This is a genomic window from Novosphingobium sp. BL-S-19 (assembly GCF_055521675.1).
Window position 1 is genome coordinate 1,589,799 of record NZ_CM145497.1, and the last position, 24,664, is coordinate 1,614,462.

Genomic DNA, 24,664 nt, shown 5'->3' on the forward strand with positions numbered 1-24,664 from the left:
GTTTGGACAGACTGATCCGCGCAGCAACGCCAAAGACAAGAAAGGCCCGCCGGGATCGATCCCGACGGGCCTCTCTTTGCCTGCGATCAGCGCCCCCTAAACGAGAGCGGTGATCTCCATCTCGACGGTAATGCCCGCATCCTCGCAGTGCCGGGCGAGGCGCAGTGTCAGGCGGTCGGCAACCGGCTCCCAGCCCCCCTCCCCCCAACGCTGGAGTGCGCGCGGTTCCAGCGGAACGGCCACGCGGCGGCTCTCCCTGGCGGCGAGTTGGACGCGGGCAAAGCCCACCAGCGCGCATTCGGGGCTGTCACGATAGACCTGCACCACGTCGCTGCCCGCGCGATCGGACAGGTTGGTCACGGTCACATGCAGCACGTCGCCCTCGGCCGCTGCATCGAACCATGCGAAGCGCGCATAGCCCATGCCCGAACCGAACGGATGGCGCGCAGCCGTGCCCGCCGCGACCAGACCGCGATATCCCAGCAGAGTGCCTTCGGAATAGGCCAGAGAGCCATCGGCCGCAGGCTGCAGCGCGAAAGCGGGGTAGTCCACCTCGTTCGCCGCGATCGTCACCGGAAGGCGGCCGCCCGGCTCGCGCACGCCCGAAAGCACATCGGTCAGCGCGCGGGCGAAGCCTTCGCCCGGATACCAGACCGAAAGCAACGCCGCCGCCTTGTCTTCCCACGCACTGTCGAATGCATGGCCGACATTCACGATTACTGCCGTGCGCGGGTTTGCCGCTGTCACCGCCTCAATCAGACGCAACTGTTCGGCGGGCAGCAGAGTATCGGGCCGGTCCTTGCTCTCGACGCTTGAGTCGGACGTTTCGCCCACGATCAGGAACACCGCATCCGCAGCGCGAGCGGCATCGACGGCGGCCTGCAGCATTTCCTCCGCACTGCCCGGCCCGCGAAGGCCGTACCAGAGGCCCTGCACGCGCCCGCCGGTCCATGAGAACTCGACGGTGATCGTAACGTCCTGCCCTTCGGCAAGATCGAGGCTGACATGATCGGAATCCCCGCGCTTCAGCACGCCCATCACATCGCCTGCCGGGATCTCTCCACCCGCACGCAGCACTTCCTTGCCATCGACAAGGATGCGCGCCGCGCCGGTCGATCCCAGATGGAGCATGTGCGCTCCGCTGCGTGTCGCCGTGTAGCGGCCGCTCGCCCGTACTGAACCCGGCGTGGTGAAGTCCGCCTGATCGTGGACGCCCACGAACCAGACGAGCGAATTGGTGTCGCGCGTCTCGCGGGTGCGCACCTCGCCCGCGCAGTCCGGCGCGGCGAAGTATTCCAGCGTCATCCCGCGTGTGCAGCCGTCGCCGATATCCAGCGCGGGCGTCACGTTCATGTTCGGCAGGCGCGGCTGCGGATCGACGCCGGGTTCGAACAGAATATCGCACGAAGCACCGTAGGCCGCGCGCAGCGTTTCCACCGGTGTCGGCGCATCGGGAGAGATGGAAATCTTGGCGAACGTGCCGCCCTGAAAACACGGCGCCCAGGCGTTGGGGCCGATCACTGCCAGGGTCTTCACCGATCCCGGCGCCAGAGGCAGCATTTCGCCCTCATTGCGCAGCAGGGTGAACCCGGCCGCCGCCGCCTCGATCAGCAGCGCCTCCGCGTCGCCCTTCGGCATCGGCGGGGCCTTGTCCGCAGTGATCCGGCGCGCGACAGAGGCCACGCGCGATGCCGCGTCCTCGATGCGCGCCGGATCGACCGCCCCGGCAGCCACAGCCGTTTCCAGCTTGCCGCCCATGAACCGCGCCGGGCCCGGCATCTCCAGATCGAGCCCTGCGTTGATCGTGCCCTCACTGGAATGGGTGCCGAACCAGTCGCTCATGATCAGGCCGGGAAAGCCCCAGTCCTGCTTGACCACTTGGGTCAGGACATGCGCCTGTTCGGAACACCACGATCCGTTGACCCGGTTGTAAGCCGCCATCAACCCCACGCAGCCCGCATTGGCGGCATATTCAAAGGGCAGCAGATAGACTTCGCGCAAGGTCCGCTCATCCACGCGCACGTCGACTTCGTCGCGCGAGGTCTCGCTATCGTTGCAGACCATGTGCTTGGCGACCGATCCGGTGCCGGTCGATTGCAATCCCTGCACCCATTCCGCGCCCAGCACGCCGGTCAGCACCGGGTCTTCCGAGAAATACTCAAAGGCCCGCCCGGCCAGCGGGCTGCGCGCAAGGTTCAGGTTCGGCGCCAGCACCGCATCCACGCCGCGCGAAACCGCCTCGCTGCCCACCAGCGCGCCGATGCGGCGGGTAAGATCGCGGTCCCAGGTCGCGCCCAGCAAGGTCGAACAGGGACTGAGCAAAGCGATATCGCGCTCGTCCACTTTGCCGCTGGCAATGCCGAGCGGCCCGTCGGACATGGTGAAAGACGGAATTCCCGCCTCCGGCACTGCCAGCGTGGACCACATGGCGCCGCCGGCAGTGAGCGCGCAGGATTGCTGGAGAGTCACGTCGCTCATGCCGAAAACTCCATGCGGAAACCCATGATCTGCTCTGCCTGCGCACGCACCGCGCGGGCGACGCCTTCGTCGACCATCGATCCATCCGGGCCGAAAGGCTTCTGCTCCACCGAATTGACCGCGACGCCCACCGGCGTCGGCCAACCGCGCATGGCGTGAACGACGTCGCGCATGGCCGAAAGCGTGGTGCCGCAGGCCTGCCATCCCGCTGCCGTGACCACGAGGCCGACCGGGCGACCGTCGAAATAGACGCGCGTATCGCCGCGCAGGTCCTCCAGCAGATCGATGGCATTCTTGACGAGGCCGGAATAGCCGCCGTGATAGCCGGGGCTGCCGATAACGATACCGTCCGCCCCGCGCACCGCCTCTACCAACGCCTGCTGTTCCGGCGTGCGATCCGGGTTCTCGGGATTGAAATGCGGCTGGGCAGCGAGTGCGGGCCCGTCGAACATCGTGGTCTCAGCGCCCATGGCGGCACACTCGGCCAGCACCGCGCGCACGATCCGCTCGCTGGAAGAGGACTGACGGAACGTGCCACCCAGCCCGACGATCCGCCGCGGCGCGGCAGACGAAATCACGGTCATCGCTATCTCCTCAAGCGGCGCGGCCTTCTTGCGGGCCGCGCCGTTGTGTCATTCTTCAGGCCGGAACGACCGCCTTGAACGCAGGCATCACCTTTTCCGCCATCAGGCGCAGCGTCTGATCGCCGTAGGCAAGGCGCTCCTCGGTCAGCGGGCCGGTGGTCGTGCCGCAGAGCACGTTGCCGATGCCCAGTTCGGCATAAGGCGTCAGATGTTCCAGCACCGTTTCCGGCGATCCGTAGAGGCACCAGGTACCGATCCAGTCGTCGGTCAGCGCATCGGGCGTCTTGTCGGTCTTCTTGTTGGCTTCGTCGCTTTCGGCGCGGGCGTTGAACTCGGCCTCCCGCTCGATCGCTTCCTGATAGCTGCGCAGGATCACTTCCAATTCCTCGCGCGCCTGATCGTCGCTCTCCGCCACGTGGACCACCTGATAGGTGTGCGTCGTCCAGTCGAGCGCGGACTTCACAACTTCATCGCTGTGCCCGGCTTCGAGAAGGAAGCCCTTGTAGATATCGAACCACTTCTTCACGTGGATGAAAGGCTCGGTGCCGCCGATCTTGGGCGGGGTGAAGGCCGGGATGAACGCCGGCCAGCCATTCTCTGCCGCGCGGCGAGAACTGGCTTCCTTCATGGCCACCGGCATCAGCCGCGCATGGCCGGGCGAGTACGGCGAAGGCGTGATGCGCTGGAGCACGCGGCCCTTGTAGGGCCCGTTGTCGATCACCACCGCCGGATCTTCCATGCCCTTGGCCCAGAGCTGTTCGGCAATCGCCAGATTGTTCTCGGCAAGGGCGGCGGCGTCGCGGTAGTCCACTGCGAAGCCGATCATCTCTTCCGGCGTGGTGCCTGAACCGACACCCACCAGCAGCTTGCCGTCGGTCAGCTGGTCCAGGATGTTGATCCGCTCCGCAAAGCGCACCGGGTGATGCAGCGGCACCGAGACGACCGAGAAGCCGAAATGCATCTTCGGCATCTGCGCCGCGAGGTAAGCGGCGAAGATGAAGCTGTCGCTGGCCACCGGCATGTAACCGTTGAAGTGATGGTCCGGCAGGAAGATGGCGTCGTAGTCCAGATCGGCCGCCAGTTTCGCGTGCCCCTCAAGGTCCTTCATCAGCTTTCGGTCCTGCTCGGGGCCGAGCGAGCGGGCGTTCAGAAATACGGAAAAGCGCATCTTCCCCTCCCTTGGGGCATTGCCGCCGCCGCGATGGCGTGCGGTTTGTTTGAAACATGACTGAATTAGAATTGACGTTCGTATTTCGATAGGCTGTTTGTTGCTGCCATGTCAACACGCTCAAAACCCAAGGCCGCCAAAAAAGAGCTGGCCGTCGATTCCGTCAGCCGCACGCCGCAGCAGGGGCGCAGCAAGGCCTCGCTCGAACGCATGGTCACGGCCGCCGAAAAGCTGATGCTGGAACGGGGGAGCGAGGAGTTCACGCTTCAGGAGGTGAGCCAGACCGGCAATGTCTCGATCGGATCGATCTACTTGCGGTTCGAAAGCAAGGAGAACCTAGTCCGCGCGGTGATCGGCAACCATCTCAAGCGTATGGAAGAACGCGAAAATGAGATGATGGAGCGGGTGCGCGCGCAGTCCAGTTCGCTCGCAACGGTCGTTCCCGCTTTCGTCGAAAACTACGCCGAACTGCTGCGCGAGGAAGCGCCGCTGCTGCGCCAGAGCATGGCCCGCGCCGCGTTCGACCCGCTGGTGGCCGCACCCGGCCGCGAAAGCGCCAACCGCGCTGCCGCGCTGGGCATCGGGGCCATGCTGGAATATCGCGACCAGTTCGGCGGATCCGATCAGGAGCGCAAGGCCAATGCCGCCTACCAGATCATCTTCGCTACTCTGGCCCGGCAGCTGAGCCTCGGTTCGACCGGCGAGTCGGTGCACCCGCAGGACTGGAAGGAACTGAAGATAGAATTGGGCCGGATGTGCCTGGCCTATCTGACCACCGACCTTTGAAGTCTTGGCGAGGGCCTGCCGTTCACCGCGATCAGGCCCTCACCCCCCGCACGATTCGCGGATCACAAGCTCGGTCGGCAGGCGATCCACCGCCATGCGCGGGCGCGAATCGAACACGCTGGACACCAGTCGCCGCCCGGCAAGCTGGGTATCCTGCCGGATCGTGGTCAGCTTGGGCGTGCTGAGGCGGCTGAGCAGCATGTCGTCATAACCCACCACCGCAACATCGCGCGGGGTATCCAGCCCCGCGCGCTTCAGCGCCTGAATTGCCCCCAGCGCCAGCAGGTCGCTGGAGGCGACGATGCCGTCGAAGGCAATCCCATCCTCGATCAGGTGACTGACGGCGGCATCGGCGTGATCCAGTTCGAACTCCACCGTGACCATCAGCCGGGGATCGACATCGGCCCCAGCCTCCTCCAGCGCCTGCACATAGCCGCGCCGGCGCTGCTCCGCCTCGGGATCGGTGCCGCCCACGAAGACGATGCGGCGGCGGCCCAGCCGCACCAAGTGACTGGTCGCGCGGCGCCCGCCGAACAGATTGTCCGACCCGATCGAGCGATAGCGCTGGCCCGGCAGCTCCGCGCCCCAGACCACGAAAGGATGGTTGCTGTCCGCCAGCCGGTTGAAGGCTTCGTGCAATTCCCCCTGCCCCAGGAAGATCGCGCCCGTCGCCCGGCTGGTGGTGCTGGCGATGACCAGATCTTCGTAGCTGCCCGGCGAAACATGGCTGACGGTGAAATCGCATCCACGCGCGCGCGCCGCCTCACCAATGCTGGCCAGCAGTTCGAGGAAGAACGGGTGCGAAAGCGGCAGCGGCCGGCCGTGGGCATGGGGCGTGACGACAACGATACTGCCTTCCGATCCGATGGGCGCGGCGGGCATGGACATGCGGAACGGATAGTCGTGCTCATGGGCAAGGGCCCAGATCCGCTGCTTGGTACGCGAACTGATGAGCGGCTGATCGTTGAGCGCGCGCGACACGGTGGACACCGAAACGCCGGCCAGCCGCGCCAGATCCTCCAATGTCGTTTTCCGGGCATTCCCAAGTGTCATTCAGCCTCGCCCATACCAAATCGTTTCGACATCCTGTAGCGCATGAGACGGGGAGGATTGCAAGATGACCGATCCTGATCGTGCGCGCGTACCGGTAAAACCGGACGCCGCCCAAATCCGGGACAGTGCCGGAAACTGGGGTAAGGCCAGAATTCTGGACATGAGCGTCGGCCTGTTCGGCGTGCAAGTGGTCTGGGGGCTGCAGAACGTCAATACAAGCCGCATTTTCCAGAGTCTTGGCGCGGACCTGTCTGACCTGCCGCTGCTGTGGATCGCCGCGCCCATCACCGGGATGCTGGTGCAGCCGCTGGTCGGCCACTTCAGCGATCGGCTGGGCGGCGCGGATGCCGGGCGCTGGAGCCGCTGGGCCGGCCAATGGGGCCGCCGCCGACCCTTCATGGCCATCGGCTGCGTGCTCACGGTGATCGCCCTGCTGGTGATGGGCCATGCCACCAGCCTGCCGATGGCCATCGCCGGGCTGTGGATGTTAACCGCCTCCGTCAACCTGCTGATGCATCCCTTGCGCGCGCTGGCGGCGGATCAGCTGACCGCCGACGAACGTGCGCTGGGCTTTTCGATGCAAGTGCTGTTCATCGGCGCCGGCGCGGTTTTCGCATCGACGCTGCCCTGGGTGCTGGTGAACCTTTTCGGCGTTTCCGGAACGGCCGAGGACGGACTGCCCCGTTCGGTGGAACTGGCTTTCGAATTGAGTGCGCTGGCGGTCATCCTGACGGTGGGCTGGGCCCTGCTTCGCACCCGTGAGCAACCGGTAGCGACACCGGCGCACTTGGCCGCTTCGCCGAAGTCGCCTTCGCAAGCCTTGCCGGACGCCGGCGAAGGCGGCCATGTCGGGCTTGTCTCAATCGGGATCGCCATTGTCATCGCGGTAACTGCTGCGCTGGCACCACTGCGGCGGGAGGCCTTTTTGCTGGCGGCGGTGATCGGCGGCTTCGGCATTCTGCGCTTTTTCCGTGCTCGATTGGCAAGGATGGCAAAGGAGGACAGCAACGCCAGCCGGAATCGCGGCGTGCTGGTCATCCTGGATGACATCGCCGCAATGCCGCAGGCGATGCGGCGGCTGGCGATCACGCAGTTCCTCACGTGGTTCGCGCTGTTCATCGTCTGGGTCTATTCGGTGCCGGCGATAGCCCTGCGCCACTTCGGCACCAGCGACCCGCGTTCGGCCGCCTATGCCGCCAGTGCAGACTGGGTGGGCGTGCTGGCGGCGCTTTATGACGGGACGGCGGCCTTGGTGGCGTTGGGCTTTCCGCTGCTGGTCCGCGCCCTTGGCCTCAGGCTGATCCACGGGGCATGCCTGGCAACCGGGGCAATGGGCATTGCCGGGCTGCTGCTGGTCAATGGCCCCGGCATGTTGTGGATGCCGGCTTTCGCCATCGGCGTGGCCTGGGCATCGATACTGGCGGCGCCTTACGTGATCGTCGCCGAATCGGCCCCCGCCGCCAAAGTCGGCGTCTACATGGGCATCCACAACGTGTTCCTGGTGCTGCCACAGCTGTGCGGCGCGGCTTGCCTTGGGCTGGTGGTCGATAGCCTGCTTGGCGGCCGCGCCGACCTGATGCTGGTGGTGGCCACCGTCGCCATGGCCCTTGCCGCGGCGAGCAGCCTGTTGCTTCCGAAAACCGCAGACGGCGTGGCACCCGCCCCGGCGTAAGGCCCCTTCGAGTTATGCAAAACTTTGCATAACGATTTATGCAAAGTTTTGCATAAACATTACCAATAATCCCGAAAAGATTCGCAAATACCTTAGATTATTCGGCTATTTTCCCTCTTGCACGTTGCGCAAAATTGCGCAAATGTTGCAACCAGACCGGAACAAGCCCGGCAAGACAATGGGGAGGAAATATGCTCAGTCTGCAGCAGACGAAGCGTGCGCTCGCGTGCGGCGCATCGGCCACGGCACTGCTTTTCAGCGCAACCATCGCACAGGCCCAGGATCAGGCCGGCGCTCAGGTTGCCGCACCCACCGACAGCGACGCGAACGGCAATGACGGCAATGCCATCATTGTCACCGGCGTGCGCAGCGCGCTGGAAACATCGCAGCAGATCAAGAAAAACGCCGATACCTTCGTCGATTCCATCACCGCGACCGACATCGGCGCCTTTCCGGACAAGTCCGCGGCCGAAGCGCTTCAGCGCATCCCCGGCATCACGGTGAACCGCCTGCAGTCGGCCGACGACAGCACCCACCCCTCGGGCGAGCCGACCAGCGTGCTGATCCGCGGGTTGCCGATGGTGCGCACCGAATTCAACGGGCGTGACAGCTTCTCCGCAGACTCCGCGCGCGGGCTGCAATTCAACGACGTTTCGCCAGAACTGCTTGCCGGCATCGACGCCTACAAGAACCAGACGGCGGACATGATCGAAGGCGGCATCGCCGGCACCGTCAACCTGCGCACCCGCCTGCCGTTCGATCAGAAGGGCCTGCTGGTCACCGGCGTCGCCAAGCTGAACTACGGCACCCTGTCGCAGAAGGTTACGCCGGAGTTCTCCGGCCTCATCAGTAACACCTGGGATACCGACATGGGCCGCTTCGGCCTGCTGGCGGACTATGCCTGGAGCCACGTGATCACGCGCACGGAAAGCGTGATCATGGACAAGATCGATACCTACTGCACCTCCGGCTTCGGCACCCAGGACGCAGGGATCGTCAATTCGGACGGCAGCGTGGCCTGCACCGGCAACCCGTTCGGCGGCACCGGCTGGGCCTATGCGCCCGACGGCGTGCGCTATTCGCAGGTCGATTACGACCGCAAGCGCCACGGCCTTGCGCTTGCCGCGCAGTACGAAAGCCCGGGCGGCGATGTGCATGCCACCGTGCAGTACCTCGATTCCAAGTACAAGAACGCATGGTACGAACGCGCCAGCCACGTCATTTTCGACGGCAACTACTTCGGCACTGCCGCCTTCAATCCGCGCACCAGCACCATCCTCGGCCCGGCGGACGGCACCTCGCCCCTCGTGTTCGGATCGGACGGGATGCTGCAATCGGGCATCCTGACGCAGCCGCACGGCAGCTTCTCCGGCTCCTACGACAGCCTCGAAGCGGCGCTCAACGCCGGCTCGGCCATCCCCGGAGTGCCCTTCGTCAATTACTGCGGTGCCGGTGCGAACTGCTCCACCTTGCGCGACGGCATGTATTTCCAGAACGAGGCGCGCAAGTTCAACCACTCGGAAGGCACCAAGGACCTTTCCGCGCACATCGACTGGCAGGCGAACGACCGGCTGCGCTTCAGCGCCGACGCGCAGTACATCGATGCCTCCACCTACAACAACGACATCCTGGTCGCGACCGGGTCGATGGCCAACTTCGATTACAGCGTGAACAAGGATGGCACCCCGCAGGTTTCCCTGCTGCCGGGTGACAATGTGAACTACGCGGCGGGCGGGCTTGCCAATCCGCACAACTACTGGATCCCGTTCATCCAGGGCCATGTCGAGGATAACGACGCCAAGGAATTCGCCACCCGCGCCGATGCCGAATACAAGTTCGCCGATGGCAGCTGGCTGGACTCGCTTTCGGTCGGCGTGCGCTATTCGAACCGCAATCAGACGGTCCGCTATTCGACCTTCAACTGGACCTCGATCGCGGCGCCGTGGAACTGCAACGGCCCCGGCTTCAATGCCGACAATACCACTGGCGGCGCCTATCCCACCAATACCGGCAACTGCGCCGGCAATGCGGGCCATCCCGATTTCACCGGATACGGCGACGGGATCTGGGAATCCTACAGTTTGGGCAAGTTCTATTCGGGCGGGACCTACCCCAACGGCCAGCTGGTCTACCTCAACCGCAGCACGCTCAACGATTACGACCGCCTGATAAACTCGCTGGGCGGCACGCAGACCCATTCGCCGCTGGGCACCGGCTACACCGGCATTTGCGACCGTCCGGAAGCGACCGTGGACGAATGCTTCACCCCGGGTGAAGTGATGAAGGTGCGCGAAAAGACCTGGGCCGGTTACGCGATGCTGCGCTTCGGCGGGGACGACAAGTACATCGGCGGCATCAACGTGACCGGCAACATCGGCCTGCGCGTGGTCAACACCAAGACCCGTAGCGAAGGCAGCGTCGCTTTCCCGCAGTCCAATATCTTCGACAACCTGCAGCCCTGCGGCACCCCGCTTTCGGGCACCGACATCGTCAATCCCAGCTGCTACCTGACGGACGATGTGCGCAACTTCGCCAACGGCGCGGTTCAGCCGGATACCTACACGGGATCGCACACTGACTGGCTGCCCAGCTTCAACGTGCGACTGGGTCTGGATAGCCGCAACTTCGTGCGCTTCGCCTATTCCAAGGCGATTTCGCGGCCGGACTTCGGCCTGCTGCGCGATACGGTGGCAATCAACGCGCCGATCCTGAACACCGGGCCGGATTCGCCCTATGTGGTGCTCAATTCGCCGAATGCCGCACCGATCGCGGCCAACGTCGTCGGTTACAACTTCGTGTTCCGCGCCAATTCGGGCAATGCCGCGCTGAAGCCGGTATCGGCCGACCAGTTCGACATCTCGTTCGAACACTATGCCGGATCGACCACCTCGTTCACGTTCACGGCGTTCTACAAGAAGCTGAACAACTACATCACCTACGGCCAGTTCGACCGCGAGATCACCAACGGCACATCCACGCAGGAAGTGCAGATCATCGGCCCGCAGAATTCGAAGGGCGGCGGCAAGCTGAAGGGGTTCGAGGCTGCATTCCAGACCTTCTTCACCTTCCTGCCGGGCGCGCTGAAGGGGCTGGGTACGCAGATCAACTATACCTTCGTGGACCAGTCCGGCATCAGCAACTCCAACCTTATCACCGCATCGTCCAGCGGCGACGTGGGCGCATTCGGCGCGGGGCAGCAGGCGCTGGGCGGCACCGGTTCGGTGATCGACTCGCACCGCCTGGCCGGCATTTCGAAGAACACGTTCAACGTGGTGGGCCTCTACGAATACGGTCCGTTCGGCTTCCGCCTCGCCTACAACTGGCGCTCTCGCTACCTGACGCAGAACCTGGATTGCTGCATCGGCTTGCCGGTGTTCCAGAAGTCCGCCGGCTTCCTTGACGGCTCGATCCGCTGGTCGGTTACCGATTTTGCCGAAATCTCGCTGGAAGGGTCCAACCTGCTGGGCACCAAGTCGATCTACCAGCAGCAGATCTTCGGGGACTCGCCGCAGACGCCGGGCGCCAAGGCGGTTTACCGCGATGCCAACTGGAGCCGCGTGGACCGCCGCTTCCAGCTTGGCCTTCGCCTGAAATACTGACGGGCTCTCCCTGCCGCGCCGCCGACCGAACCCTTCGGCGGCGCGGCCCCTTTCCTGACGGGAGGACCGCGTGGATACGAATAGACAGGATCGGCAGCCGGCGGGGCCTCTTCGGGTCGTCATCCTCGGCGGAGGCACGGCCGGATGGATGGCGGCAGCGGGTCTCGCAAGCCAGCTTCCCGCGAACGACTACACGATCACGCTGATTGAATCGGATGAGATCGGCACGGTCGGCGTGGGCGAAGCGACGCTGCCGCACATCAAGCAATTCAACGACATGCTGGGGCTGGACGAAGCCGAGGTGCTGCGCGCCACGCAGGCGACGTTCAAGCTGGGCATCGAGTTCCGCGACTGGGACCGGCCCGGATCGAGCTACATTCACCCCTTCGGTACGTTCGGAGAGCCATGGGGCGGCATCGGTTTTCAGCACCACTGGCTGAGAGCGAAAGAACTGGGCCGCGATCCCGGCTCGCTGGAGGCCTATTCCTTCGCCGTCATGGCCGCGCGGGCAAACCGCTGCGCCATGCCCGATCCTGATCCGCGCGCGATCGCATCGACCTTCAGCTACGCCTATCACTTCGACGCCGCGCTCTATGCCGGATACTTGCGCGACTGGGCCATCGGCCAAGGCGTGACGCGCATCGAAGGCCGCATGTGCGCCGCCGAGCGCGACGGTGACAGCGGCGATCTGCGCGCCCTCACCCTCGCCACCGGCCAGCGCATCGAAGGCGATTTTTTCCTCGACTGCTCGGGCTTTCGCTCGCTGCTGCTGGGGGGCGAGTTCGGCGCGGAATGGGAGGACTGGTCGCACTGGCTCCCTTGCGACCGCGCCTTCGCCGTGCCCAGCGCGCATGGCGAGGCGTTCCTGCCCTATACCCGCGCCACCGCGCGGCTGGCGGGCTGGACCTGGCGCATTCCGCTGCAGCACCGCGTCGGCAACGGTTATGTCTTCTCCAGCCGCTACATCGAAGAGGACGCCGCGCGTGAGGCCCTGCTCGCCGGGCTGGAGGCAGAGCCCTTGGCCGAACCGCGCCTGCTGCGCTTTGCCCCCGGCCGACGCCGGCGGACATGGGCCGGCAACTGCGTGGCGATCGGGCTGGCAGGCGGTTTTCTGGAGCCGCTGGAATCGACCAGCATCTTCCTCATCCAGGCCGCCGTCACCGATCTCGCCCGCCTGATGCCCCGCACACCCGGACGCACGGATCCCGCGCTCGTCGCGGAATTCAACCGCCTGTCCGACCTACAATACGCGCGTATCCGCGATTTCCTGATCCTGCACTACACCGCCAACCGCCGCTTCGGTGAGCCACTGTGGGACCATGTCCGCGCCATGGAACTGCCCGAAACGCTGGTGCACAAACTGGACCTGTTTCTCAGACGCGCCACCCTGCCCGACTATCGCCACGGCCTGTTCTCCCGCGATAGCTGGCTTTCGGTGCTGGTAGGCCAAGGCATCGAGCCGGAGGCGTTCGATCCACTGGCGCAGACCATCCCGGCCGATGCCCTCACCGCCCGGCTCGGCGATCTGCGCGAGCGCATTGCCATCGGGGTTGCCGCCATGCCCGACCACGCCCGCTTCGTGCGCGATTACTGCAGCGCCGCACCGGCCCGCGAAGGATTGCCCGCATGAAGCGTCTGGTTATCGTCGGCCACGACGCCCCCCTGTGGCTCGCCGCCGCCGTGCTGCGCCGGGCGCTGCCGTCGGGCTTGGTGGACCTGACCCTGATCGCCCTTCCCGACCGGGACGGCGCGGCGAAAGTCCATGCCACGCAGCCGCCGCTGGAGGCGCTCCACGCCCGCATCGGGCTGGACGAAAGCACCCTCCTCGCCGCAACGGGCGGCACCTATTCGGCCGGGCAGAACGTGGTCGGCCCTGGTTCGCGACCGTTTTTCCATGCCTGGGCCGCCTATGGCGCGCCGATAGAGGGCCATGCCTTCTTCGCGCAGTGGCTCCGCGCGCGGGCCGACGGGCTCGATGCCGATCTGCAGCAATTCTGCCCCAGCGCGATCGCCGCCACCAATGGCCGCCTGATGCTGCCGGGCGCCGAAAGCGAGCGGTTCGGCCGCTGCGACTATGGCTATCACTTGCCCGCGCGCGCTTACGCCGCGCTGCTGCGCGCGCGTCTTGGCGAACTGACGGTCCACACCGCCAGCAAGGTCGATCCGGTGCTGACCGACGACCGGGAAATGGTCGCCGCCGTTCGGCTGGATGACGGCCAAAACATCGCGGGCGACCTGTTCATCGATCTCACGCAGGAAGCGCTGCTGCTGCGCCACCTGCCGTTCGCTCGGCGGATCGTCGCGGAAGCCCCGGCAACGCGGATGCTCACCGCGCTGGCGCCGCCCTTCACGCGCATTCCGGCATTTGCGGAACTGCGCGCCGGGCCTGAAGGTTGGATGCGCCTGAAACCCACCCGCACTGCGAGCGCGGCCGAATATGTCTTTGACGCCGATGAGGACGACGCCATCGCACTGGAAGCCGCCACCCGCCTCGCCGGCTGTGCAAGGCTGGAGGGCGTCTCCTTCCACGCGCAGGACAGCGCGCGGTTCGAGGATCCATGGGTCGCCAACTGCATCGCCATGGGCCGCGCGGCCGAAACCTTCGACCATTTCCACGATGTAGACCTGCACGCCCTTCAACTCGGCCTCGTCCATTTCCTGTCGCTACTGCCGACGGGACACGGCTTCGCGGCCGAGCGGGCCGAATACAACCGCATCATGGCCTCCTCCTTCGCGCGGATCCGCGATTTCCAGCATGCATTCCGCGCGCTGGCGCCGTGGCCGGGTGCCTTCTGGGAACGGGGCCGCGCCGCTCCCATCTCCGCTGAACTCGCGCACCGCATCGCCCTGTTCCGCGCGCGCGGGGAGATCGCCCCGCATGAAGACGAAAGCTTCTCCGAAGACAGCTGGCGCGCGATGTTCACCGGCCTTGGCCCAACGCCCGAGACATGGCCGCCCGCCGCAGACCGGCTCGATCCTGCACAATTGCGCGAGGGGCTGCGAACCATGCTCCGCTTCATCCGCGACGCCGTTCTGGCGCAACCCGACCATGGCCGGTGCCTGCCCCCTGCCGCACCCGCCGCCATCTGACCCCCTTTCAATAATGGAAAATGGAACCCCGATGATCCTGCGCACCGCGTTACTCCTCAGCGCGCTCGCCGTGCCCCTTTCGGCCCCTCTTGCCGCCGAAGCGCAGCAGCGCGCCTGTGCGCAGTCGCCGGGCAAAGTACTGGAAGTCTGCGTCGAAGTGCGTGACGGTCGCGCGACTTACGAAGTATCGCGCCGGGGCCAGCAAGTGCTCGCCCCCGCCACCCTGGGCCTTGGCTTCGCGGGCGAGGCACCGGTGCGCTATACCACGCTGTCTGATGTCCGCACGAACACCGTGGATACCAGCTGGGAACAGCCCTGGGGCGAGCAGCGCCTGATCCGCGACAACCACGCCGAACTGGGCCTTACGCTCAACGGCGATACCGCGCTCAATCGCCGCGTGGGGGTGACGTTCCGTATCTTCGACGAAGGCATCGGCCTTCGCTATGACTACAAGGACGTGCCCGCCGGCCAGAAGGTCGCCGTGGTCAGCGACGGCACGCAGTTCCGCCCACAGGGCCACTATACCGCCTGGTGGTATCCGGCGCTGGGTCAGGAGCGGGACGAATACCTCTACACCTCCACCGATGCCCGCCGCATCACCACCGCCGAAACGCCGCTGACGCTGGAGCGCGACGACGGCCTTTACCTCTCCTTCCACGAGGCTGCCCTGGTCGACTGGCCCAGCATGTTGCTGGCTGGCGACGGTGCCGGCACACTCTCCGCGCGCCTGATGCCTTGGCCCGACGGCACGCTGGCGTGGAAGACGGGGCCCTTCTCCACCCCCTGGCGCACCATTCTGATCACCGATTCCATCAGCACGCTGGCCGACAGCCGGATCGAACTGAACCTCAACGAACCCAACAAGCTGGGCGACGTTTCGTGGTTCAAGCCGGGCAAATACATCGGCGTCTGGTGGGAAATGCACCTGAAGCGCACGACCTGGGCCAGCGGGCCGCAGCACGGCGCCAACACCGCCAATGTCGAACGCTACATGGATTTCGCCGCGAAGTACGGGTTCGACGGTGTGCTGGTCGAAGGCTGGAACAAGGGCTGGGACGGCGACTGGACGGTGGAGGGTGACAAGTTCAGCTTCACTGAGGCCTATCCCGATTTCGACATGGACGCGATCGCCGCCTATGGACGCCAGCACGGCGTGCGCCTGATCGGCCATCATGAGACCGGCGGCGCGGTGGAGAACTACGCGCGCCAGATGGATGCCGCCTTCGATCTCTACAAGGCGCATGACGTGGGCGTGGTCAAGACCGGTTATGTCCGCCACAGCGGCAATATCGTCGATGCCGATGGCGGCCTGCAATGGTTCGCCGGGCAGTACATGGTCCGCCACGATCTTGCTGTGGTTGAAGCTGCCGCCAAGCGCCATATCGCCATCGACACGCATGAACCGGTGAAAGACACCGGCCTGCGCCGCACTTACCCCAACTGGATCAGCCGCGAAGGCGCGCGCGGGCAGGAATACAACGCCTGGGGCGATCCCACCAATCCGCCCGAGCACATGACGATCCTGCCCTTCACCCGCCTGCTGGGCGGCCCGATGGACTTCACTCCCGGCATCTTCGACATCACCCGTGGCGGCATCGAACTGACGCGCCGCGTGCAGTCCACTCTGGCGGTCCAGCTGGCCGAATATGTCGTGGTCTACAGCCCGGTGCAGATGGCGGCGGACTTGCCCGAGAACTACGAGAAGAACCCCGGCGCCTTCCAGTTCATCCGCGACGTACCGGCGGACTGGGAAATGACGCGCACCCTGCAGGGCAAGATCGGCGACTTTGTCGTGGTCGCCCGCCAGCAGCGCGGCGGCAAGGACTGGTATCTGGGCGCGATCACCGATGAAACCGCGCGCACGCTGCCCCAGAAGCTGGACTTCCTGGCACCCGGCCACCGTTACGAGGCGGAGATCTATGCGGATGGCCCCGGCGCGGATTACCGCACTAAGCCGGATGCGCTGACCATCACGCGCAAGGTGGTGACGGCGAAGGACTCGCTGGACCTGAACCTTGCCCCCGGCGGCGGCGCGGCGATCCGGTTCCGCGCGCTGGACTGATCCGCACATAGAAAAAAGGGAGCATGGATCAGTCGCCATGCTCCCTTTCAAGGTGTCCCGAACGATGATGCCCTACGCGCTCAAGGGGGACTAGAGGAGGAAAATGCACCCTCTCCCGCGCAGGATCGTCCGGAAACTCAGAAGTTCACGCCTCAGAAATTCACGCCTCAGAAATTCACACTGGCCCGCACGCCATAGGTGCGCGGCGGCTGGAACTGATAGTTGTCGGTAAACGACACGAAGTTCTGCTGTGCATAGGCCAGCACGTTCTTGTCGAAGATGTTGCGCACGAAGGCCTGTATCTTCCAGCCGCCCGAACCCGGCTCATAGCTGAGCGAGGCATTGGCCAGGAAGAAATCGTCCGATTCCACGTCCTTCAGGTTGAAGGCGGAGAAATAGAGGCTGGACGAATACTTGCCGTCCACATGCGCGGTAACCTTGCCGCTGCCCACGGCGAAGTCCTGATCGATCGATCCGGTGACGACGAAGCTGGGCGCGTTCGGCAGGCGGTTGCCGCTGATGTCCACCGGATCGCCATTGCCGTCGTTGACCACGATGTCGTCGCCGAACTTGGTGTGCAGATAGGCCGCATTCAGGCCGAGGCGGGTGTGTTCGGCCACCAGCACTTTGGCTTCGGCCTCGACGCCGATAATCTCTGCGCTGCCGACGTTGAAGGTGCCGCTGCCGCCATCGATCACGCTGGAGGTCTGCGATGCCTGATAACCGTCGTACTTCGAATAAAACACGTCTGCATTTAGCTGCAGGGTGTTGCCCATCAGCGAATTCTTGGTGCCGATCTCGAACGCGTCCAGCTTTTCCGGGCCATAGGGCACCGAAGCCGCGCTGCCGTTCGAGTTGAAGCCGCCGGACTTGTAGCCGCGATCGTACTTTGCATAGATCAACGTATCGGGTGTGGGGCGATAGTTCAGGCCCACGTGCCAGGTCGGCTGGCTTTCGCTGAGCTTGCCGTCACCCGGCGTGGTCAGCGTCAGGCCCGGCGCGAAGGGGCTGGCCAGGGCGGGCAGGAACAGAACGGCCTGGCCGGTGCGGGTCTTCTTATCCCACGTGTAGCGGCCGCCAAGGCTCAGTTCCAGCTTGTCGGTCAGGTCGTATTCCACCTGCCCGAATACCGCCTGCGAACGCGTCTTGATCCGGTAGTCGAACTTGATGCCGTACTGATCGGGCTGCCCCAATGCCTCAAGCGGACCGCCGGGGGCGAAATCGCCAGTCATGTCCAGATTGAACAGCCCGGAATCGACCGTGTTGTCTTCCTGGAACCGGAAGTAGCCGGCCTGGAAGAACAGGCGCGAGGCGGAATCGTTGCTGATACGGAATTCGTGGTTCCAGGTCTTCGGCGACTCGCTCTGGCGGAACTGGCGGTTGGCCGGATAGGAGGGCCCGGTCGCATCTAGGACGTTCTTCCAGTGCTGCTCGTCGTAGCCGCCAGCATAGACGAAGTTCAGCTTGCCCGGCGTTTCATAGGCCAGTTCCCAGCGCACCCGGTCGCCTTCGAGGCGGGTGGAGGTCAGCGTATCATTGGGGAACGGGTCGAGGTTCTTGAACGAAGGCTTCGGCCCGCCCAGCGTGGACTTCAACTGCGCATCGCCGTTCACCTTGCGGGAATCGTGCTGATAGGAAACCCAGGCCGAGAAGCCGCCGTTCTGGTAGAGCGCCTGCAGGCGGCCCGATGCGAAATCCTCGTCGTCGCCGTCCTTGGCCGGGCCGTCCAGCTTGCGGTAGCCGTCATGGGTGATGAACGTGCCCGATGCGCGCACCGCGAAGTGATCGCTGATGGCGACGTTGGCGCCCATCTCTCCGGTGAAGGCGTTGTAATTGCCGACTTCGACGGTGCTATAGCCGCCATTGGTGAAAGTGGGGCGGTTGGTGATGATGCTGATCAGGCCGCCGGTGGAATTGCGGCCGTTCAGCGTGCCCTGCGGGCCCTTCAGCACCTCGATACGGGCAAGGTCGTACATCGAGGCATTAATCGAGAAAGGACGGTTGGTGTAGAACCCGTCGCGCGCGATGGGCACCGAGGGGTCGCCGATCTCGGTCACGTCGGTGGAGGCAATGCCGCGGATCGCGACATAGGCCGCGCCGGCGGATGGCGAGATGTTCACGCTGGGATCGATCGCCGCCAGATCGCGCACCGAAGAGATGCCGGCATCGCGCAAGGCATCGCCCGAATAGACGTTGAGCGCGATCGGCGTGTCCTGTGCGGACGATGCGGTGCGGTTGGCGGTGACGATGATCTCGCCGAAGCCGCCCTGTTCCTGCTGCGGCGCCGTGTCGGCAGCCTGTGCGCCCGAAGCGGCTCCAGTAGCGGCCTGCGCATTGGCGGCCACAGGAGCGGCCAGCGCGGACGTCGCAAGAAGCACGAATGCCAGTCTCATTTCTCTCTCCCTCCAGGGCGGCGTCCTGTTTCGGACCCGCCTTTATAAAACCGGAATACGCATTCTAATTACGGAGCGAATCGGATCGCGTCAAGCGGGTGAATTGCGGCCGTTCGGGGCGGCCGGGTTGCAGGCGCACAATGCAACTGGATCGAAAGAAAATTTCGCTGGCGGCGCACAACGCGCAGACGCTGCAACGCCTCAAAAAACGTGCTTATTTACAGCGTGATAGAATAAGATCGGGGGGCTCTAGCATGCAGCGGATTACCCGACATCTCCCGGAATCCCCTCCTCTCGGCATGTGAATTTGCTGCACCTGCGAACCATTGGGATCGTGCGCGGCCTATAACGATTGCATCAGCATCAAACCCCCAAGACCCGCGGCCCCGTCCTGCCAGCCCCCCTCAGGATCTGCATCAAAATGACCCGCCTTCACGCCTTCATCTCCCGCCAGTATCTGTCGACCAAAGTCACCCTGATGGCGGTCAGCGCCCTTGTCCTACTGGCCGCCATCCTGTTCGTCGGCACCCGCATCATGCTGGTCGACAGCGCCCGCAAGCAGGGCTCGGAACAGCTCGATTCCAATATGCGCGTCGCCTGGAACGTGCTCGAAAGCCAAGGCAAGGGCTACAGCCTGCGCGGCGGCGCGCTTTACGCCGGAGACACCCGGCTGGACGGCAACGACGCCGCCGTGGACCGGATCAAGGCGCTCGTCGGTGGCACTGCAACGATCTTTGCCGGCGACACCCGCGTCGCCACCAACGTCAAGAAGGACGACGGCACCCGCGCGGTCGGCACCCGGCTCGATCCCGGCCCGGCCCGCGAGGCGGTGCTGGGCCGCGGCGAGACCTATCGCGGCGAAACCCACATTCTCGACAAGCCCTACTTCGCGGCATATGACCCGATCCGCGATGCGCAGGGTCAGGTGATCGGCATACTCTATGTCGGCGTTCCCAAGGACAGCTTCTACGCGCAAGTGGACCGGCTGGGCTGGAATATCCTGCTGATCGCGCTGGTGCTCACCGCCCTCTGCGCCGCCGTCTGCATGCGCGTGGCCAAGCGCCTGTTCCAACCGCTGGAAACCGCCACCGAAACGATGGCCAGCCTCTCACGCGGGCAGAACGACATTGCCATCGCCGATACCGAACGGCCGGACGAGATCGGCAATATCGCCCGCGCCCTGCTGGTATTCCGCGACGCCGCCATAACCAAGGAACAGGCCGACAGGCAGCAGCGCGAGGTGGTGGAAACGCTTGCCGCGCGGCTGGAGCGTCTGTCCTCCGGCGACCTGACTGCCGAAATCGGGCAAGCATTCCCCGGATCCTACGAAGGGTTGCGGGTGAACTACAACTCTGCGCTGACCGGGCTACGCGGCCTGATCGGCGCCGCCACGGCCAGCACCCATGCGATCCGCGGCGGCTCCTCCGAAATCGCGCAGGCATCCGAAGACCTCGCGCGCCGTACAGAGGCAAGCGCCGCCAGCCTCGAACAGAGTTCGGCCGCACTGGTGGAGATCGACCAACGCCTGCGCGCCGGCTCGTCATCGGCGGCAGCGACGGTCGAGCGGGCCGATCAGGCCATGGCGACGGTCGGCGAAGGGCGCGAGGTTGCCGCGCGTGCCGTCGATGCCATGCGCAGCGTTGCCGATAGCGCGCAGGATATCGACAATGTGATCGAAGGACTGGACAAGATCGCCTTCCAGACCCGCGTTCTGGCCATGAATGCCGCGGTCGAAGCCGGTCAGGCGGGCGAGGCCGGGCGCGGTTTCGCGGTGGTGGCCGATCTGGTGTCCGCACTGGCGATCCGCTCCGAGGAAGAAGCCCGCAACGCGCGGGAGCAGCTCACCATGACGCGCACCGGCATTCTCACCGCAGTCGGTGCGGTCGAGCGCGTGGACGCCGCCTTCACCGGCATTGCCGCGGATGTCGGGCAGGTGCACGTCCTGCTGGGCGGCGTGGCGGGCGACAATGCCGCGGCGTCGAACTCGGTCAGCGAAGTCACTTCCGCCATTGGCGCCATGAACCTTGCCACCCAGCAGAACGCCGCAATGGTGGAGCAGGCCTCCGCCGCCGCGCGCAGCCTGACTGCGGAGGTCGACCGCCTTGCCGCGCAAGCCGCCAGCTTCAAGGTAGCCTGAGAGGCATCACAGCTTCGGAACTTTGTCTTGACGGTGGGTGGACGGGCAATATGCACGCCCCCTCACCGTCATGACCCTGTCCGTCTTCTGCATAGTCCTCTTCGCCGCCGCGCTTCATGCCGGCTGGAACGCCCTTGTCAAAGGGGGCGGGGACAAGCTGATGACCACGATCCTGGTCACCGCATCGGCCGCCGCGATCGCCATGGTCGCGCTGCCGTTCCTGCCGCCTCCCGCCCCGGCAAGCTGGCCGTTCATCGCCGCCTCGGCCGTGCTTCAGGTCATCTACTACAGCCTCGTCGCGCGGACTTATGCGCTTGCAGACATGAGCGCGACTTATCCGCTGATGCGCGGCACGGCCCCGCTGCTGGTAGCGCTGGCGACAGCAGGATTCCTGGGCGAACCGCTGGCGTTGAAGGCATGGCTGGGCGTCGCGGTGATCTGCATCGGCATCCTTTCGACCGCGATCCAGAAACGCGCCGGCCATGGCAGAGGCGTCGCACTGGCCCTGCTCAACGCGCTGGTGATCGCCAGCTATACCCTTGTGGACGGCTTCGGCGTGCGCCGATCCGGCGCGCCGGCCGCCTATACGCTCTGGATATTCCTGCTGACGGGCATCCCTCTGGTCGGTTGGGCCCTGTGGGCAAGGCGCGAGGCATTCCTGCGCCAGATCGCCGCCGGTTGGATGCCGGGCCTCGGCCGCGGTCTCGCCACCGTCGCCTCCTATGGCCTTGCGCTGTGGGCGATGACCTTCGCGCCAGTCGCAATGATCGCCGCGCTGCGCGAAACGTCCATCCTCTTCGCGACCGCGATTGCCGGACTGGTGCTCAAGGAACGGGTGGGGCCGGCGCGGGTAGCCGGCGCCGCCATGATCGCGCTGGGCGCGGTCCTTCTAAGACTAGCTTAGGCCAAGACCACCGTGCCCTTCGCCCCGATATCTTCCGCCACCGCCTCGATCCCCTGCGCAATCCCGCGCGTGAGGGCGGCCGGCAATTCCACCGCGAACCCGCGCGCGATCAGCCCATCGGCGGCCCAGCGCACGCAATAGTCGGCAGCGACCCCGACAACCGTCACTCTGGTGACGCCGGAAGCGGCAAGCCTTCTGAAAAAGCGATCGCGGTCGGCCTCCTCGCCATCAGCCAGCGAGCGAACGTGCAGAGCCGGCTCCTCCCACATGTCGAACACGCCCTTTTCCAGCGTGTAAACCGGGATGGCCGGATCGATCACGCCGGGATCGAGCACCGTTTCCCAGCCTTCGGTGCCACGCTCGCAGTGAATGGGGAACTGCTCCGCCTCTGCAGAGCCTTCGTAGATCGACGGAATATGGGTATCGAACGTCATCAGCACGCCTGCGGTTTCCGCCGGATCGAGCGCCCCCAGCCATTCCGACATGGGCGCAACGATCGCCTCCGCATCGGGGACGGGCAAGGCGCCGGACGCCATCACGAAGTCGTGCTGCATGTCCACCACGATCACGAAATTGCGCGTAAAACCGGGCATAAGACTTTCTCCATTCCGCCTCTCCATTGACTTATATCCGATACGAATATAAGTAAAGCGCAGTCTGCACATAAGGGTGCCGAATGACCGAGAGCGAACCCGCGTTTCTGACCGGATACGATCCTGCCGCCTACGACCGCCCCTCGGTCGCAGTGGATCTCGTGCTGATGTCGGTGATCGATGGCGCGCCCGCCGCGCTGCTGGTTCGGCGCGACGAGCATCCCTTTGCCGGTACCTGGTCGCTGCCCGGCGGTTTCGTGCACATGGACGAAGCGCTGGACGATGCCGCACGCCGGGTGCTGGAGGAAAAGGCGCATATGGCCCAGGTGGCGGGTGCCTATATGGAGCAGCTCTACACTTTTGGCGCGGTTCACCGCGATCCGCGCACGCGGGTGATCGCCATCGCCTATTTCGCCTTGCTCCCGGCGGATCGCTTCGCTGCCGCGCTGAAGGCCGATCCGGGCCTGTCGCTGGCGCGCCTCTGCCTCGATCCACAAGGACGCGCAGTGGCGGATTGCGAGGACGGCGCCCTTCCCCTTGCCTTCGATCACGCCGAAATCCTTGGCCTTGCGATCCAGCGCCTGCGCGGCAAGATCGACTACTCGCCGATCGCTTTCGCGCTGCTGCCCGAACGCTTCACGCTGCGCGCCCTGCAGGACGTGCACGAGGCGATACTGGGCACACCGCTGAACAAGCCCGCCTTCCGCCGCCGCATGCTCGATCGCGGCTGGCTGGAGGCCACCGGCGAACGCGAAACCGGATCTTCCTTCCGCCCCGCCGAACTCTTCCGCTTCCGCCCCTCCCCCACCGTTACCGGCTGAACAGGTTACCCATGGTCTATACCGACATCGCCACGCGCACCTACAACCACAACTGGCGGCTCGATCCGATCGTACGGAGCCTGCTCGATACCGATTTCTACAAGCTGCTGATGCTGCAGATGGTCCGCCATCTCTATCCGGACGTCCACGCCACGTTCGAGCTGATCAACCGCACGAAGACCGTCCGCCTGGCCGACGTGATCGATGAGGACGAACTGCGCGCGCAACTGGACCACGCGCGGTCGCTGCGGTTCGGCAAGAAGGAACTGATCTGGCTGGCGGGCAACAGCTTCTATGGCAAGCGGCAGATGTTCAGCCCCGATTTCATCCAATGGCTCGGTACATTCCAGCTGCCCGAATACGAGCTGCGCAAGGTGGACGGGCAATACGAACTGCGCTTCCACGGCCCCTGGACCCACACGATGATGTGGGAAATCCCGGCGCTGGCCATCGTCAACGAACTCCGCTCGCGCGCGGCGATGCGCGGACAGGGACGTTTCGCGCTGGACGTGCTCTATGCCCGCGGCAAGGCGAAGCTGTGGGAGAAGGTGGAGCGGCTGAGCCAGTTGCCGGACCTTGTGATTTCCGATTTCGGCACCCGTCGCCGTCACGGCTTTCTGTGGCAGCGCTGGTGCGTGGAGGCGCTGAAGGAAGGGCTGGGATCGCGTTTCATCGGATCGTCCAACGTGCTCCTCGCCATGGATGCCGATCTGGAGGCGATCGGCACCAATGCCCACGAACTGCCGATGGTGCTGGCCGCACTCGCCCCCGATGACGCGGCGCTGGCCGCCACGCCGTATCGCGTACTGAAGGACTGGCAGGACCACTATGCCGGAAATCTGCTGGTCGTCCTGCCCGATGCCTTCGGCACCGCCGCCTTCCTGCGCAATGCGCCGGACTGGGTGGCGGACTGGACCGGCTTCCGCCCGGACAGCGCTCCGCCCATCGAAGGCGGCGAACAGATCATCCGCTGGTGGCAGGAAAAGGGCCGCGACCCGCGCGAGAAGTTGCTGATCTTCTCCGACGGGATGGATATCGACAGCATAGAGGCGACCTATCGCCACTTCCACGGCCGCGTGCGGATGAGCTTCGGCTGGGGCACCAACCTCACCAACGACTTCCGCGGCTGCGCGCCCTTCCCCACCGAAGGGCTCGATCCGATCTCGCTGGTGTGCAAGGTGGTGGAGGCCGATGGCCATCCTGCGGTGAAGCTGTCGGACAATCCCGCCAAGGCCACCGGCGATCCGGCCGAAATCGAACGCTACTTGCGCGTCTTCGGCGAGGCGGGACGGCATGCCGCCGAAGTGACGGTGTAGCCCGGCTC

Annotated in this window: 16 protein-coding genes; 10 read left to right on the forward strand and 6 right to left on the reverse strand. The window is 65.1% G+C overall.

Translation table 11 applies throughout. The features are described 5' to 3' along the window. Positions 1 to 96: 96 nt before the first annotated feature. Genes ACZ1JV_RS06735 through ACZ1JV_RS06745 form a run of 3 tightly spaced genes read right to left on the reverse strand, consistent with a single transcriptional unit; the run spans position 97 to position 4,230 of the window. On the reverse strand, positions 97 to 2,478 hold the full coding sequence (locus ACZ1JV_RS06735) for a beta-glucosidase (protein ID WP_465148903.1): 2,382 nt from the start codon (positions 2,476 to 2,478) through the stop codon (positions 97 to 99). Then, entirely contained in the window at positions 2,475 to 3,062 is a 588-nt protein-coding gene (locus tag ACZ1JV_RS06740) for an NADPH-dependent FMN reductase (RefSeq protein ID WP_465148904.1), read from the reverse strand. Before ACZ1JV_RS06740 ends, ACZ1JV_RS06735 begins: the two co-directional genes overlap by 4 nt. Before the next feature lie 55 nt (positions 3,063 to 3,117). Continuing rightward, positions 3,118 to 4,230: an LLM class flavin-dependent oxidoreductase gene (locus ACZ1JV_RS06745; protein ID WP_465148905.1), complete on the reverse strand. Its 1,113-nt coding sequence runs from the start codon at positions 4,228 to 4,230 to the stop codon at positions 3,118 to 3,120. A gap of 108 nt (positions 4,231 to 4,338) precedes the next feature. Between ACZ1JV_RS06745 and ACZ1JV_RS06750 the strand changes: the two genes are divergently transcribed. Then, entirely contained in the window at positions 4,339 to 5,016 is a 678-nt protein-coding gene (locus ACZ1JV_RS06750; RefSeq protein WP_465139496.1) for a TetR/AcrR family transcriptional regulator, read from the forward strand. A 39-nt stretch (positions 5,017 to 5,055) separates the two neighbouring features. Here ACZ1JV_RS06750 and ACZ1JV_RS06755 read toward each other — a convergent pair whose 3' ends face one another. Further along, positions 5,056 to 6,069: a LacI family DNA-binding transcriptional regulator gene (locus tag ACZ1JV_RS06755; protein WP_465139495.1), complete on the reverse strand. Its 1,014-nt coding sequence runs from the start codon at positions 6,067 to 6,069 to the stop codon at positions 5,056 to 5,058. A 64-nt stretch (positions 6,070 to 6,133) separates the two neighbouring features. On the opposite strand from ACZ1JV_RS06755, the gene ACZ1JV_RS06760 reads away from it, so the two are divergent. The 5 genes from ACZ1JV_RS06760 to ACZ1JV_RS06780 all read left to right on the forward strand — a co-directional run bounded on the left by ACZ1JV_RS06760 (position 6,134) and on the right by ACZ1JV_RS06780 (position 16,492). Continuing rightward, positions 6,134 to 7,741, forward strand: a complete 1,608-nt coding sequence (locus tag ACZ1JV_RS06760; protein ID WP_465148906.1) for an MFS transporter — start codon at positions 6,134 to 6,136, stop codon at positions 7,739 to 7,741. Between the two features lie 191 nt (positions 7,742 to 7,932). After that, positions 7,933 to 11,340 (forward strand): TonB-dependent receptor, encoded by a 3,408-nt coding sequence (locus ACZ1JV_RS06765; RefSeq protein ID WP_465148907.1) that lies wholly within the window; start codon positions 7,933 to 7,935, stop codon positions 11,338 to 11,340. 70 nt (positions 11,341 to 11,410) lie between these two features. Beyond that, the gene (locus ACZ1JV_RS06770; protein ID WP_465148908.1) at positions 11,411 to 12,970 is read left to right on the forward strand and encodes a tryptophan halogenase family protein; all 1,560 of its coding nucleotides are present in this window, start codon (positions 11,411 to 11,413) and stop codon (positions 12,968 to 12,970) included. Further along, positions 12,967 to 14,430, forward strand: coding sequence for a tryptophan 7-halogenase (locus ACZ1JV_RS06775; RefSeq protein WP_465148909.1), 1,464 nt, complete (start codon positions 12,967 to 12,969; stop codon positions 14,428 to 14,430). The genes ACZ1JV_RS06770 and ACZ1JV_RS06775 overlap by 4 nt, the downstream gene beginning before the upstream one ends. A gap of 31 nt (positions 14,431 to 14,461) precedes the next feature. Continuing rightward, complete coding sequence (locus ACZ1JV_RS06780) at positions 14,462 to 16,492, forward strand: glycoside hydrolase family 97 protein (RefSeq protein WP_465148910.1); 2,031 nt, start codon at positions 14,462 to 14,464, stop codon at positions 16,490 to 16,492. Between the two features lie 167 nt (positions 16,493 to 16,659). Here ACZ1JV_RS06780 and ACZ1JV_RS06785 read toward each other — a convergent pair whose 3' ends face one another. Next, a complete protein-coding gene (locus ACZ1JV_RS06785; protein WP_465148911.1) occupies positions 16,660 to 18,885 on the reverse strand; it encodes a TonB-dependent receptor in 2,226 nt (741 codons plus the stop codon). Positions 18,886 to 19,306: 421 nt separating this feature from the next. Here ACZ1JV_RS06785 and ACZ1JV_RS06790 point away from each other — a divergent pair, with 421 nt between their 5' ends. Continuing rightward, entirely contained in the window at positions 19,307 to 21,022 is a 1,716-nt protein-coding gene (locus tag ACZ1JV_RS06790) for a methyl-accepting chemotaxis protein (RefSeq protein WP_465148912.1), read from the forward strand. A 160-nt stretch (positions 21,023 to 21,182) separates the two neighbouring features. After that, positions 21,183 to 21,926, forward strand: coding sequence for an EamA family transporter (locus tag ACZ1JV_RS06795; RefSeq protein WP_465148913.1), 744 nt, complete (start codon positions 21,183 to 21,185; stop codon positions 21,924 to 21,926). Here ACZ1JV_RS06795 and ACZ1JV_RS06800 read toward each other — a convergent pair. Continuing rightward, positions 21,923 to 22,519, reverse strand: coding sequence for a cysteine hydrolase family protein (locus ACZ1JV_RS06800; RefSeq protein WP_465148914.1), 597 nt, complete (start codon positions 22,517 to 22,519; stop codon positions 21,923 to 21,925). The genes ACZ1JV_RS06795 and ACZ1JV_RS06800 overlap by 4 nt on opposite strands. Positions 22,520 to 22,602: 83 nt before the next feature. Here ACZ1JV_RS06800 and ACZ1JV_RS06805 point away from each other — a divergent pair, with 83 nt between their 5' ends. Together ACZ1JV_RS06805 and pncB are read left to right on the forward strand one after the other, a co-directional pair. Next, positions 22,603 to 23,340 carry an NUDIX hydrolase gene (locus tag ACZ1JV_RS06805; protein WP_465148915.1) on the forward strand — a complete coding sequence of 246 codons (738 nt, stop codon included), beginning with the start codon at positions 22,603 to 22,605 and terminating at the stop codon, positions 23,338 to 23,340. Between the two features lie 11 nt (positions 23,341 to 23,351). Then, on the forward strand, positions 23,352 to 24,656 hold the full coding sequence (gene pncB, locus ACZ1JV_RS06810) for a nicotinate phosphoribosyltransferase (RefSeq protein WP_465148916.1): 1,305 nt from the start codon (positions 23,352 to 23,354) through the stop codon (positions 24,654 to 24,656). Positions 24,657 to 24,664: the final 8 nt, after the last annotated feature.

Coding starts and splice junctions, on each gene's coding strand:
- ACZ1JV_RS06735 (WP_465148903.1), bottom strand. CDS start 2,478: ATGAGCGACGTGACTCTCCAGCAATCCTGCGCGCTCACTGCCGGCGGC.
- ACZ1JV_RS06740 (WP_465148904.1), bottom strand. CDS start 3,062: ATGACCGTGATTTCGTCTGCCGCGCCGCGGCGGATCGTCGGGCTGGGT.
- ACZ1JV_RS06745 (WP_465148905.1), bottom strand. CDS start 4,230: ATGCGCTTTTCCGTATTTCTGAACGCCCGCTCGCTCGGCCCCGAGCAG.
- ACZ1JV_RS06750 (WP_465139496.1), top strand. CDS start 4,339: ATGTCAACACGCTCAAAACCCAAGGCCGCCAAAAAAGAGCTGGCCGTC.
- ACZ1JV_RS06755 (WP_465139495.1), bottom strand. CDS start 6,069: ATGACACTTGGGAATGCCCGGAAAACGACATTGGAGGATCTGGCGCGG.
- ACZ1JV_RS06760 (WP_465148906.1), top strand. CDS start 6,134: ATGACCGATCCTGATCGTGCGCGCGTACCGGTAAAACCGGACGCCGCC.
- ACZ1JV_RS06765 (WP_465148907.1), top strand. CDS start 7,933: ATGCTCAGTCTGCAGCAGACGAAGCGTGCGCTCGCGTGCGGCGCATCG.
- ACZ1JV_RS06775 (WP_465148909.1), top strand. CDS start 12,967: ATGAAGCGTCTGGTTATCGTCGGCCACGACGCCCCCCTGTGGCTCGCC.
- ACZ1JV_RS06780 (WP_465148910.1), top strand. CDS start 14,462: ATGATCCTGCGCACCGCGTTACTCCTCAGCGCGCTCGCCGTGCCCCTT.
- ACZ1JV_RS06785 (WP_465148911.1), bottom strand. CDS start 18,885: ATGAGACTGGCATTCGTGCTTCTTGCGACGTCCGCGCTGGCCGCTCCT.
- ACZ1JV_RS06790 (WP_465148912.1), top strand. CDS start 19,307: ATGACCCGCCTTCACGCCTTCATCTCCCGCCAGTATCTGTCGACCAAA.
- ACZ1JV_RS06795 (WP_465148913.1), top strand. CDS start 21,183: ATGACCACGATCCTGGTCACCGCATCGGCCGCCGCGATCGCCATGGTC.
- ACZ1JV_RS06800 (WP_465148914.1), bottom strand. CDS start 22,519: ATGCCCGGTTTTACGCGCAATTTCGTGATCGTGGTGGACATGCAGCAC.
- ACZ1JV_RS06805 (WP_465148915.1), top strand. CDS start 22,603: ATGACCGAGAGCGAACCCGCGTTTCTGACCGGATACGATCCTGCCGCC.
- pncB (WP_465148916.1), top strand. CDS start 23,352: ATGGTCTATACCGACATCGCCACGCGCACCTACAACCACAACTGGCGG.